The sequence below is a fragment of the Cylindrospermopsis curvispora GIHE-G1 genome (genome assembly GCF_014489415.1).
Classification (GTDB): Bacteria; Cyanobacteriota; Cyanobacteriia; order Cyanobacteriales; family Nostocaceae; genus Raphidiopsis; species Raphidiopsis curvispora_A.
Map to the genome: position 1 here is coordinate 2,920,131 of NZ_CP060822.1, position 13,041 is coordinate 2,933,171.

The following is a 13,041-nucleotide window of genomic DNA, read 5'->3' on the forward strand; positions in this document are numbered from 1 at the left end:
CTAACTCCCCACCGTTTTTTAGGGAACCTCAATAGGAATCAGGGCGTTTTCTGGTAAATAACTATGGAAACAGCCATCATCAGCTAAAACCAAAATTAACCGCAGAGGATAATCAGGAGGAACCTGTAAATCTACCCATGGCACTGCTACTTCCAAACAGGTATCCAAAGCAACCTGAGCCCGACTAGCACGGGGTAACCATTGATAATTCTCTACAGCTTCCCGAAATTGAACCGCTTGGGAAATCAAATTAATTTCTAAGTGATGGTGGAACAAATAATTAACCGGAGCCATATCCGGAACCTCCGCTAGAGGTATGGAACTGTTCACCATTGGTCTGTCTGGATAGTACCACAGTAAATTTAATTCCGGTGGCAATTCCTTTCCAGGGGTAAGTCCATTTTTAAAATCCACTCGCAAATAGAAGTTGAGATGATCTACCCCATACCAAAGACGCTGGATTAGACTACTTTGGTGCATTGTTCCCCTAGCGCCACCCACTTCTACCCTACCAGCCTTGTCCCAATCTTGCTCATCCCCTTTACCATCAACAACTGGATGAATAAAACTTTCTGGGCGACGGTCCGCTTTCACTTCATGCAGTTCTAGGGGCGAATTTAAATAAGCAGGTATGGGTTCATTTAGTGCTTTATAAATGCCATAAAGATGCTCTCTAAATAACTGGTCAAATATGGCATCTTGATTTGATGAATGTCCTTCACCAAACCACCAAAACCAGTCCGATCCCTCAGCAGCATATAAAGCCTCCCATGCGGCGGGATTATTTTCTTCCGTAGCTTCCGGGTGTCTAGCCAAAGTTTGTCTAGCTTGAACAAGATAATCCCAAGCTCGGTTTTTTACCGGATCTCCTATCCAAGTGGTAAAACTACCATCTACCCAGGAACCACTATGCAACCTATCTCCATTAATAGTAGCTGTAGGAGGATACTTGTCTAAAAATTCAGAAACCGTTACCAGTTGAATATTGGGTTCGTGACTTAGGGTTTGATATAGAGTTTCTAAAAAGGGTTTGCCATCCTCCGGGTAAAATTCCCAGCAGTTTTCCCCATCCAAAGCAATAGTGACCAACCAGGGTTGTTCAGTTGACCTCTCTCTTTGCTGTCTAGAAATTGCCTCTAAATGTCCAACCAAGTTGGCAACCGCTTGCCTAGGTTGCATAGAACTATAAGTAAACCCGATTAAATCCGATAATCTATGATCCCGAAAAACAATAGACACCTCACCTTCGGGAGTTTGTAATCTATAGGGACGGTATAGTAGTTCTGGTTCCTGGACATTTCCTGCTCCATCTCGATGGAAAAAATGTCTTGTAGTCCAACCCAAAACCGCCTCATCTGAGCAAATCCACTTGAATCCTTGTTTTATCACATGGGGCAAAATCTCCGGACTAACGGACTGCTCCGAAGGCCATAAACCCCTTGGCACCCGACCAAATCTTTCTTGGTAGAAATCCCAGGATTTTTGTAAATGACGAGGAATATCTTCGGCCCAGTTAAACCGAGAACTGGGCAATGTCATATTTGCCACCGCTACCCTGCCAGCATTAGTATCTGCTAATAGGGGTAATATGGGGTGGGTATAGGGAGTAGTAGTCACCTCCAACTGTCCAGTTTCCTGCATTTTCCGATGTTGAGGAATAATGCGACTTAGTATTTCTTTCTGTTTAGAATAGATCCTTTGGCGATCGCCCAAACTAAAATCCCGTCCCTGTTTTAACCAGGCCGAAATTTCCGGGTCATCCCAAAATAGGGGGTCAATCCAAGCCAAATTATGCCAAGCCAATAAATCACCGTAATCCACTGATTGCCAATTTGACAAACACCAGTCCTGTCCTTTTTCCTGTCTTTGGTGGTATAACTGTCCGTAGCGGGGATGGGGGTCAATTAAAGTGTGGTGATTAGCATCAAAAAAGTGTTGGATAATGAATTTTTTCTGTTCTATGGTCAAATTTTCCACAGGGGTCAAACTGGCCGTCAGATAGGGGTCAAAAGCATCACCCTTGATATAATCTTCCAACTGGAGAATTAGAGACGGGACCAAATTTACTGTTTGGTGCAATTTAGGGTATTTTTCCAGTAATAGGATTAAATCTAAATAGTCCTTTGTGCCATGTAACCTCACCCAGGGCAAATGATAGTGGTTATTAACGGGTGACTTATACAGGGGTTGATGTTGATGCCAGATAAAAGCGACGTATAACGGATAAGACATAGGAACTGACCAACTACTTGGTATCCGAGATTTTACGAAAGTTAGTACAAGACTTAGTTTTAGGAGTTAGCTTGATTATTTAGTTCTAGTTCTCTAAATATTTCTTTCACATTTAACCCACCATTTCGCCCCCTAGCATACCACCTTCATCTCAACTCCTGCAACAACTATGAGCAAATTGTTGCTAAACTTTACAAAACTTCAAACAAATCTATGATTCCTCCCAGAAAACAAGGCTCCCAACTGCCAAAACTTATGTTAAAAAAAGAATGATTATCAAAAACTGGGGATAAATTATGATGGCTTCAGAAATTTCAACTACCATACCTGTAACTGTTTTAACAGGCTATTTAGGGGCAGGAAAAACCACCCTACTGAATCACATTCTTACCTACGAGCACGGTAAAAAAGTAGCTGTAATCATCAATGAATTTGGGGAGGTGGGCATTGATAATCAACTAGTGATTGATGCGGACGAAGAAATCTTTGAAATGAACAACGGCTGTATTTGCTGTACAGTACGTGGGGATTTAATTCGGATCATTGGTAACTTAATGAAACGGCGGGATAAATTCGACCATTTAGTGATTGAAACCACCGGATTAGCAGATCCTGCGCCTGTAATTCAGACCTTCTTTGTAGATGAGGACATGCAAAATCAACTATCATTAGATGCAGTAGTAACAGTTGTAGATGCCAAACATATTTGGCAACACTGGGAAGCGGATGAAGCTCAGGAGCAAATAGCCTTTGCCGATGTGATTTTACTAAATAAAACTGATTTAGCTTCCCCGGAAATTTTGGAGGAACTAGAAAAGCGGATTCGTGCCATGAACGCCATGGCTAAAATTTATCAGACCCAGAATTCCGAGCTATCCATGGATGCTCTATTAGGTGTGAGAGCCTTTGATTTAGGCAGAGCATTGGAAATAGATCCCAACTTTTTAGGTGAAGATACCCATGAACATGATAATAGCGTAGGTTCAGTAGCTTTAGTAGAATTGGGTGCCTTAGATGGGGAGAAATTAAATGCTTGGTTAGGGGAATTATTGCGCAATCAAGGGCAAGATATTTTTCGGATGAAAGGGATTTTAAATATTGCTGGTGAAGAGGAGCGTTTTGTCTTTCAGGGGGTACACATGATATTTGATGGTAGACCAGATAGACCCTGGAAATATGGCGAAACTAGGAAGAATGAATTAGTTTTTATCGGAAGGAATCTAGATGAAACCAAATTAAAACAAGATTTCTTATCCTGTATGCTATAATTAACGACACAATTGATATTCCCAATTCTCATCTTTCCCATATATGAATTTCACGACCAACAAACCGCAAAAATTCACCACCCATTATTCAGAAAAGCTAACAGAATATGTAACATCCTTGAATTGGTCTAAATCCGGTCACAAGCTGGCCGTTACCTCCGCATCAGGAGAGGTAATCATCTGGCAAAACGAAACAATTACCAATCTCCAAACTTCCACAGGTAAATCCCTAGACTGTGGAGGTTTCTCAGCTGATGACCAGTACTTGGCTGTGGGTGGCCAGGACGGAAACATAAAAATCTGGAGGGACAAAGAGTTAATTCAAACCCTAGCAAACGCTCCAGCTTGGATTGATAAATTAGCGTGGAACCATACCAATAATCTGTTAGCTTTTAGTTTAGGTCGTTATGTTCAAGTGTGGGATGTGGATGCGCAGGAACTGGTGGTCACCCTCAACTTTGAAAACTCATCAATTTTAGGAATTGATTGGCGTCAGGATGGAAAGTATTTGGCTATTAGCGGTTATAAAGGAGTTAAGGTTTGGAATAGGGAAAGTTGGGATGAGGAACCTTATATACTGTCGACAAATACAGTCAGTACGGGTGTGGCATGGTCTGCTGATGGTAAATATTTAGCTTCAGCAAATATGGATCGCAGTATCACAGTATTAGAGTGGGAAAATCCCGATCCCTGGCTAATGCGTGGTTTCCCCGGCAAAATTCGTCAATTGGTTTGGTCCAATAAAACAAGTGATACAGGAGATCCCGTCTTAGCTTGTGCTAGTGTGGAAGGTGTAGTGCTATGGCATAAATCTGTTGATGATTCTGTAGGTTGGGAGTCAACCATTTTGACTAATCACTTCGATATTATAACTGCGATCGCCTACCCACCCCAGTCCTTAAATTATAGATTGCCAAATAATGAGTTAATACTTGCTTCTGCTGGTGCTGATGGTTGGTTGTGTTTATGGGATGAAAATTTTCAAGTATGGGAAATTCTGTCAGGTGTGACTGAAGGTTTTTCTACCCTAGCTTGGCAACCCCAAGGCAAATTTTTGGCAGCGGGTGGAAACCAAGGGGAATTAATTATTTGGTCATCTGATAATTCCCAGTTGTGAAGTTAAGTGGGTGGGTGGAATTAAATATAAGATGAACGTACAAATAATTGTGCCTCCCTACTTAGTTTGGTATTTTCACGCCAACTTACTTATAGGCTAGAATAATTGTGATGAATAGATTGTTAAAATGTAATTTCTGCAATATTTGTTTACCAATTGGCCTACCAATAATACTAGCAATTTTAGGTTGTAATCATAGGACTCTAAATAATAACTATACTCAAGATCAGCAGAGTCAGCAGAATCAAAAGATGAGTCAAAATCTACCCCAAGTTGTAGTAACTACAACCATACTCTGCGATATTACTAACCAAATAGCCCAAGAAAGTATTAATCTAATTTGTTTAGTTCCTCCCGGTTTGGAACCTCCTATATATCAGCCAACACCAGAAGATATCAGATCGATTAAAAAAGCAGATCTGATTTTATATCACGGCTATAATTTTGAGCCTAACCTAATTAAGTCATTGAAAAATAGTCGAAAAAATATAGCCAAAATATCAGTTGGTCAACGTGCTGTTAAACAACCACAAAAACTGCGCCAAAATGGCAAAATTATTAACGAACCACATATTTGGCATGATGTGAGAAATGCCATCAAAATGGTAGAAGTAGTGAATTTTCAATTGGGCAAACTGTCACCGGAAAATCAACAGAGATATAATAGTAATACTCGCCAACTAACTCGAGAATTAAAGCAATTAAACCAATGGATTAAATCTACTCTTTCCACCATTCCTGATAAAAACCGGAAATTGCTGACCACCCATGGGGCTATGATTTATTACGTCAAGGCTTATGGGTTAGCTTATAAAGGAACCTTACCAGACATGAGCAATGAAGATAAATTAACAGCTAACAAAGCTAAAAGTTTAGCTGAATATATCAAAAAAACCCAAGCACCAATAATTTTTGCTGATAGAGCATTTAATACAATGTTACTTGCGCCAATTGCTAAAAAAACAAAGGTGAAAATTTTTCCTCGACCACTTTATATTGATGGATTAGGTGAACCAGGTAGTGAGGGAGAAACCTATCAAAAAATGATGGATGCAAATACTCGCAGCATTGTGGAAGGTTTAGGGGGTACATATTTAAAATTTGCGCCCAACATTGGTAGATAAATTGGCTTTTCCAGTTGCTACCAACCATTTACCAGCGGAAGGAGCTAGGGTAACACCTCTCCTGAGAGGTTTAACCTTGATATTATCAACCAGGCTTAAATTTAGCTCCGATAGTATGGTAGCTAATACCAATTTCATTTCAAACATAGCAAAAGCCATCCCAATACACCGACGATTTCCACCGCCAAAGGGAATGTACTCATATTGGGAATATTGCCTTTTTAAAAACCTTTCCGGGTCAAATTCCTCCGGATTGTCATATATATCCGCTCGATGGTGGGTCAAATATATACAGGGTGCTAGCAATGTTCCAGGCGTAAATTCATGATCCATAATTCTTATTTGTTTTTTTACCATGCGGGGGAAAGTAATCATGGCAATGGGATATATTCTTAGTGTTTCCTGACAAACGGCATTTAAGTAAGGCAATCGATAAATTCCATTTGCATCTAAAACTGAACCTGTATTTTGATTACTTGGATTAGTTAATAGATTATTTAACTCATCTAGCAACTTATCTTTAACCGAGGGTAAACGATGAATCCAATACAATGACCATGTTAATGCAGAAGCAGTGGTTTCATGACCTGCAAACAATAAAGTCATTAACTCATCCCGCAGTTCTACATCAGTCATTGGTTGACCATTTTCATCCCGAGAGGACATCATTAAGGTCAATATATCATTGCCAGATATATCAAAATTAGCTCGACGTTCTGTAATTTCACTTTGCAAAATTTGATAAATGGTCTCCTTTTGGCGTAAAAACCTTCCCCAAGGACTCCAACTACCCAGATCTATTTGCAAAATTGGGAAAAATGTCATCATGGAACGTAAGGGAGATCCACTCAGTTCTAATAATGAGCGCAATAGTTGTTCTAGTTTTGTAAAACGCTCTCCTGCGGATAAACCAAACACCGCTTGTAAAATTACCCGCAAAGAAATCTCTTGCATAAAATCCCGCACAGAAAATGGTTTTCCTATTTCCCATTGCTTAATTACTTCTTGGGTAATACTTGTGATAATCTCTGAGTATGCTTTCATCCTTTCTCCATGAAATGGAGGGATTAATAATTTTCTTTGCCTCCGATGGGTTTCACCATCTATTAATACTAGGGAATTTTCCCCCAGCAAAGGTTTAAGTAACTTGTTAGATACTCCTGCATCAAAATTTTCTAATGGTGCCGTAAAAATCTCTTGGATCGCTTGTGGGTTGCTAATAAATACTATTGGTTCTTTACTGGATAAGTTGAGTGTAAAAAAATCCCCGTAGGCTTGGGCAGATTTTTCCATTAATTGCACGGGATTAAAAACCCAGTTGATCCTCTGTAGAAATCTAGGAGCTTGGGACTGACCCGGTAGTTTCATCATGTTTCACCATAGTTAGTATTATTGGTAAGCTGTAATATGAGATGGCCTATTATGGCTTTTCTTGGGGTTTAATCCTGTTTTAGCCATCTCCTCCTAGTATAACATATCAATTGAACATTATGCCATATTAGTAATGAAACTGTTTATACATTAAAATGTTTAATTATTTGGTTAAATTTAGGAGAAAGTAAGTGGGTGGAAAGTCATTAATAGGAACTTATGAAATGGCAGTTATTGACACATAATAAGCAAGTGCTAGGCAAAATATTCACAATATTAGTCTTTACTGGGTTAACTGGAATTTTATGCGTTTCTTGTAATCGCAATCAGGATCTTTTGGTAACTGAAATAGGGGTCAATCCCCCTAAACGTCCCACCCGTAAAACCTCTGGTGCAGGAGAATTTTATCTTCAGGGACAAAATCAGCACTCGAGAGGCAATTTTCAAGCTGCTATTGCTGCTTATAGTAAGTCTATCAGTTTAAATTCTGAGTATGCACCTGCATTTAAGGCTCGTGGTTTAGCTTATTTTGACTTAAATAATAAAGAAAGAGCAATTAATGATTATAATCAGTCTCTGCAAATTAATCCTAATGACCCAGAAACTTACAACTATAGGGGTAATGCTCGTGCTTCTTTAGGAGACCAAAAAGGTGCTATAGAAGATTATAACGAAGCTATTCGTTTATCGCCTAACTATGCCGAGGCTTTCAATAATAGAGGCAATTCCCATGCTGCTCAAGGAAATAAAAATGCAGCTCTGGAAGATTATACTCAAGCTATTCGCATTGACCAAAATTATTCTGTTGCTTATAATAATCGTGGTAATGCCTATTCTAGTCTGGGAAATACATCAAAAGCGATCGCTGATTATAATCAAGCTATTCGGTTAAATCCCCAGTTTGCTCCTGCTTATAATAATCGTGGTAATGCTTTTGCCTCTTCTGGAGATAAACGTCGCGCTTTACAAGACTTGCAAAAAGCAGCAACTATTTTTGACCAAGAGGGTAACAGGGGATTATATCAACAGACCATGAAAAACATTCAGGAGTTGGGAAAGTAATTGTGCACTAACTATTAGATATTAGTTGAGTATATCTTAGATATTTAGATATTGAATGGATGAGATATTTCATAACTTATGTTACACTGTCTTACCATATGTTATTTACTGTTGAGTATTTTGCTCGTTAGCTGTTCTGCTCCGAGTTCGGCCCAACTCAATGCCACCTTAAATGCTCAGTTACCCCAGTCAAACACTAAAGGTCAATACTTGCCAGTTTCCGCTCAAATGACTATTGCCAATGGCAAAAAAATTGATTTGGAAGTTGCAAAAACACCAGAACAGCAGATGATGGGGTTAATGTATCGTCCAGCTTTACCAGATAACCGGGGTATGTTGTTTGTATTTCCCTCACCCCAACCAGTAGGATTTTGGATGAAGAATGTACCAGTGTCATTAGACATGGTATTTATTAACAGAGGAGTGGTTCAATATATCAAGACCGCCCCCCCCTGCAAAAATGAACCCTGTCCTACCTATGGTCCGAGAGTGCTAATAGACCAAGTGGTTGAATTAAGAGCTGAACGAGCCCGGGAATTGGGCCTCAAAATAGGACATAGGGTGAAAATTGAGGTGTTCAAACCGCTTTAAATACTGTCTTTATGTAACTAAGAAAAAAGAAACGATATAAGATAATGTGTTTTACCCCCAGGAGGTGAGATAGAAATGGTACAATCGAGATACACCCGTCTGATCAATTTCCTGCAGGAGGATTTAGCGATTTCAGCAGCTTCCCTAGCTGTCGCTTTGCGTCATCCTGAACAAGATACTGGATCCCTAACCATGATCCTGTGGCAATATGGACTAATAACTCTAGATCAATTAGAGCAAATCTATGACTGGTTAGAAACTATCTAAATTCCACCCAGGTGTAGTTAAATACATTCAGACTTTTCCCACCTTTTTGACATACTCCCCGACCTGAGGTACGGGGAATATTGACAGTCGACCTCAAATTTGACTTTTCATTTATTTCTAACTATTTCCAATCTTCACCAATGCGAATGGTGAGATCTGCATCTAAATCTCCTTGAGCGGAAACTTCAATTTGACCCACACCCAATATTGTCTGTAGCTCTACTCCCGGTTGTCGAGTTCCCCTGCGAACAAAGATCTGAGTTTGGCGCTGGTTTTCAGCCCAATCGGGAACGGTGTAAATATTAGCAAAACCCTTGGATTTGAGGAGGTTGATAACTTTTGCAGTCACTTGAGGTTGACTGCTGGCATTTTGAATGGCAATTTTTAGCTGAGAAACTGAACGAGAGTCTGACTTGACTTGATAGATATCTACCCCAACATAATTTTTCAACAGGTTTTGTTGTCCAGTGAGATTCAACCAGTAACTTTCTGGATCTTTACTGAACTTACTAAAGGTACCAGGAAGCATGGTCATTTGAAAATTATCCCGTTCCACATTGACAGCAAAATTGGCCAGGGCCATCATCTCTTCCATTTTCAAGTTGGTGTCAAAATACTTGCGCATCATACGAGTAAGTTGGGGTAACCGAGGTAGGACCACGGGATTATTTAAGCGTTGAACCAGTCCACCAATCAGAGCTTGTTGTCTTTGCACCCTAGCTATATCTCCCAGACTAGATTCCCGAAAACGAGCAAATAATTCCGCCTGTTCTCCGTTTAGGGTTTGCCACCCACTCACCAAATTTATCGCTGTTCCCCCAGTTTGCTCCTGAGAGGTCATAGACTGGGGTACAAATATATCTACTCCCCCCAACTGATCCACCAGTTCTCGTAAACCACTGGTGGAAATACGAATATACCGATCTATAGGGGCATTACTAAAAGTGCGACTGATTACCCGTGCAGCTAATACCGGACCACCCTTGGCATTAGCTTCTGATATCTTGCTGAGTCCATCTTCCGGTAAGGACACCATTGTCCCCTTAGGAATGGAAAGCACCCGTATGGATTTATCACTAGGGTTTAACCGCACTAGTAACATGGTGTCACTACTACCGGCAAAACTTTCTGGTGAACCATCTAGGGTACCTTTAATCGGTTCAACACCCATTACTAAGATATTCATGGGTCTGGACAGTTGGTAAAGGGAAAGTTTATTCCATAAACCATCCGATACTTTTAAATGATCTCTATTACTTGGTGTAAACCCGTCATCTTCTGCTTGCTCTAGGTTACTCCATAGGGGAGTCCATAAAGCAACTGCTGACATGAATAGCCCTGATAAGGTGATGCTTATAGAAAAGGTTAATACCCACAATAGCCAACGAGGCATACTTAATCCTAATTTGTCAAAAAGCTGATATGGAACGGATCCCATTAATTCAGCGACTGTTCGTTGACTATTTATACCCCCTGCTGTTACCTCCGCTCCCAATCCCGGATTTGATACGGTCTGAGTTTCAACTGACATAAATTGCTGCAGTTGCACCTCATGCTCTAAAGCAGTTACCTGTTGAATTCCAAGTTGACTTTCTAACCACTGAACTTGTTTGATCACAATTACCTCCCCACTCAATCACTTTTCAATAAGAATATGTTCATATAAGCTACAAATTTCTGTTATCGCAGGTTAGAACTCAGACGGTGCAGGGGAAATTAGGTTTGTAAGGAACCCAGTTGAACAACCCAAACCAACCTTGATCTGAAATTAATGTAGACTACTAGATTTTTTATTCAATAATTCCCCATTGGCCAGATGGATTCAGTCAAGATTATCCCAAATGGCATGAATAATAAATATAGACTTAATATTGTTTCACAGTAGTTCCCATTTTCTGACAACAACATGACTAGTTCCATGATCCCTGTTATTTTGGCTGGTGGTAAGGGCGAACGTTTTTGGCCCCTAAGTCGCAAAGACAAACCTAAACAGTTCTTAAATCTGGATGGCAGTTCCCAAAGTTTACTGCAATCCACAGCCAAGCGACTGCTAAATGTCTCTGGAGGTTGGGATAATCTGTGGGTAATCACTTCCAGCCAAATATGTCAGGGTGTAGAACAGCAATTGCCCAACCTGTTACCCTCAAACCTGTTAGTTGAATTAGAGGGTAGGGATACAGCAGCTGCGATCGCCTGGGCAAGTTTGGAAATCCAGAAGCGTCATGGGGATGACACTGTGATTGGATTTTTCCCTGCTGATCACTGGATTGCTGACCAAGAGGCGTTTGAAAACACTCTCAGTGCTGCTACCCAATTAGCAACCAGCACAGAGGCGATCGTCACTTTGGGGATTAAGCCTAGTTTTCCATCCACTGCTTATGGCTATATTGAACAGGGTGAAAAGGTTGGTAAATTTAATGATCTACCAGTCTATCACGTTAACCGGTTTACTGAAAAGCCCAACCGAGAAATAGCTGAACATTTTTTATCTACAGGACGTTTTAGCTGGAATAGTGGCATGTTTGTATTTCGCGCTGGAGTCATACTACAAGAATTACACACCCATACTCCAGAAATTGTCATCCCTTTAGCAGAACATGGACCTGAGATTTATCCTTCGTTGCCTAAGCAAAGCATAGATTATGCCCTCATGGAAAAGACTAATTTGGCTTATGTCTTACCGGTGGAATTTGGTTGGGATGATTTGGGGGACTGGAATGCCATTGAACGTCTACTCAAAACTCAGGACAGTGAAAATGTAGAATTAGCTACCCATGTCGGTCTCCATACTCAAGGAACTATTATTTATGCTTCCGATCCCAACGATTTAGTTGTCACTATCGGTTTAGAAAATTTGGTGATTGTGCGCGATCGCAATGTTACTCTAATAGTTGACAAGGATCGAACTCAGGAAATTAAGCAGGTGTTAAAGAAACTACAGAGTGATCCCCGATTTACGGATCTCTTGTAGGCGAAGGCTTTATGTTTCAGCACATATTCTAATGTTATGTCGATTATCCAAGCTCAAAATCTTAGCAAATCATATTCAGTTGCCATTAAACAACCTGGTTTTGTTGGTACAATAAATCACTTCTTCAATCGTCAGTATCGTCACATTCAAGCTGTTAAGGGTGTAACCTTTACCATAGAACCTGGAGAAATAGTGGGGTTTTTAGGGCCCAATGGTGCGGGTAAAACCACGACCTTAAAAATGCTGACTGGTCTGATTCATCCTTCCAGCGGATCACTAAAAGTAGGGGGATTCAGTCCTTTTCGTCGTCAAGAAGCATTTTTGCAGAGAATTACCCTAGTTATGGGACAAAAGCAGCAATTATTATGGGATTTACCAGCCATAGATTCCCTAAAAATCAATGCTGCAGTATATAATATATCCGATAGAGAATTTCAGCAGCGAGTTGGTGAGCTGACAGAAATGCTTTCCCTGGGCGGCAAACTAAACCAACCAGTCAGGAAACTGTCTCTAGGCGAAAGAATGAAGGCAGAAATTTTAGCTGCTCTTTTACACCGTCCCCAGGTTCTATTTTTAGATGAGCCAACTCTGGGACTAGATATTAACGCCCAAGTTAACGTAAGAGATTTCTTAAGAGACTATAACCACATCTATCAATCTACCATATTGTTGACAAGTCACTACATGGCGGATATCACAGCCCTTTGTGAAAGAGTGTTAGTAATTCACCAGGGCGAACTCATGTATGATGGCAGACTGGAAGAATTAATACAGAAATTTGCCCCCTATCGTCAAATCTATATAGAATTGTCCCAGTCACTACCTATTGAAAAACTTACTTACTATGGAGAGGTAGAACATCTGGAAGGTAGAAGAGTTAGTTTACTGGTGCAAAGGGAAGGTCTAACCCGCACCGTAGCGCAAATATTAGCGGATTTAGACGTAGTAGATTTAACTGTCACCGAACCACCAGTAGAAGAAGTAATAGGTAGAGTTTTTCAGTCCGTTCTTATGTCACCAACCCACCGCTAAAGGGAG

11 protein-coding genes are annotated in these 13,041 nt (G+C 40.3%); 8 read left to right on the plus strand and 3 right to left on the minus strand.

Annotated features, from left to right (window positions below; translation table 11 throughout):
- Positions 1–18: 18 nt before the first annotated feature.
- Positions 19–2,232: a glycoside hydrolase family 57 protein gene (locus IAR63_RS13025; protein ID WP_187705567.1), complete on the minus strand. Its 2,214-nt coding sequence runs from the start codon at positions 2,230–2,232 to the stop codon at positions 19–21.
- A 296-nt stretch (positions 2,233–2,528) separates the two neighbouring features.
- On the opposite strand from IAR63_RS13025, the gene IAR63_RS13030 reads away from it, so the two are divergent.
- From IAR63_RS13030 to IAR63_RS13040, 3 genes are all read left to right on the plus strand, one after another.
- Entirely contained in the window at positions 2,529–3,500 is a 972-nt protein-coding gene (locus tag IAR63_RS13030; protein WP_187705568.1) for a CobW family GTP-binding protein, read from the plus strand.
- 43 nt (positions 3,501–3,543) lie between these two features.
- Positions 3,544–4,617 (plus strand): WD40 repeat domain-containing protein, encoded by a 1,074-nt coding sequence (locus tag IAR63_RS13035; RefSeq protein ID WP_141303646.1) that lies wholly within the window; start codon positions 3,544–3,546, stop codon positions 4,615–4,617.
- A 251-nt stretch (positions 4,618–4,868) separates the two neighbouring features.
- Positions 4,869–5,741: a metal ABC transporter solute-binding protein, Zn/Mn family gene (locus IAR63_RS13040; protein ID WP_235678264.1), complete on the plus strand. Its 873-nt coding sequence runs from the start codon at positions 4,869–4,871 to the stop codon at positions 5,739–5,741.
- Here IAR63_RS13040 and IAR63_RS13045 read toward each other — a convergent pair.
- Entirely contained in the window at positions 5,712–7,109 is a 1,398-nt protein-coding gene (locus IAR63_RS13045; protein ID WP_187707463.1) for a cytochrome P450, read from the minus strand. The two genes, IAR63_RS13040 and IAR63_RS13045, sit on opposite strands and share 30 nt — an antisense overlap.
- A gap of 222 nt (positions 7,110–7,331) precedes the next feature.
- On the opposite strand from IAR63_RS13045, the gene IAR63_RS13050 reads away from it, so the two are divergent.
- The 3 genes from IAR63_RS13050 to IAR63_RS13060 all read left to right on the plus strand — a co-directional run bounded on the left by IAR63_RS13050 (position 7,332) and on the right by IAR63_RS13060 (position 9,032).
- Entirely contained in the window at positions 7,332–8,174 is an 843-nt protein-coding gene (locus tag IAR63_RS13050; protein WP_187705569.1) for a tetratricopeptide repeat protein, read from the plus strand.
- Between the two features lie 78 nt (positions 8,175–8,252).
- Complete coding sequence (locus IAR63_RS13055; RefSeq protein WP_187705570.1) at positions 8,253–8,765, plus strand: DUF192 domain-containing protein; 513 nt, start codon at positions 8,253–8,255, stop codon at positions 8,763–8,765.
- Positions 8,766–8,840: 75 nt separating this feature from the next.
- A complete protein-coding gene (locus IAR63_RS13060) occupies positions 8,841–9,032 on the plus strand; it encodes a DUF2949 domain-containing protein (protein ID WP_006276502.1) in 192 nt (63 codons plus the stop codon).
- A gap of 121 nt (positions 9,033–9,153) precedes the next feature.
- Here the strand turns inward: IAR63_RS13060 and IAR63_RS13065 are convergent, their stop codons facing one another.
- Positions 9,154–10,650: an LCP family protein gene (locus IAR63_RS13065; protein WP_187705571.1), complete on the minus strand. Its 1,497-nt coding sequence runs from the start codon at positions 10,648–10,650 to the stop codon at positions 9,154–9,156.
- A 288-nt stretch (positions 10,651–10,938) separates the two neighbouring features.
- Here IAR63_RS13065 and IAR63_RS13070 point away from each other — a divergent pair, with 288 nt between their 5' ends.
- Together IAR63_RS13070 and IAR63_RS13075 are read left to right on the plus strand one after the other, a co-directional pair.
- Positions 10,939–12,003, plus strand: a complete 1,065-nt coding sequence (locus IAR63_RS13070; RefSeq protein ID WP_187705572.1) for a mannose-1-phosphate guanylyltransferase — start codon at positions 10,939–10,941, stop codon at positions 12,001–12,003.
- 36 nt (positions 12,004–12,039) lie between these two features.
- Positions 12,040–13,035, plus strand: coding sequence for an ABC transporter ATP-binding protein (locus IAR63_RS13075; protein ID WP_187705573.1), 996 nt, complete (start codon positions 12,040–12,042; stop codon positions 13,033–13,035).
- Positions 13,036–13,041 lie beyond the last annotated feature (6 nt).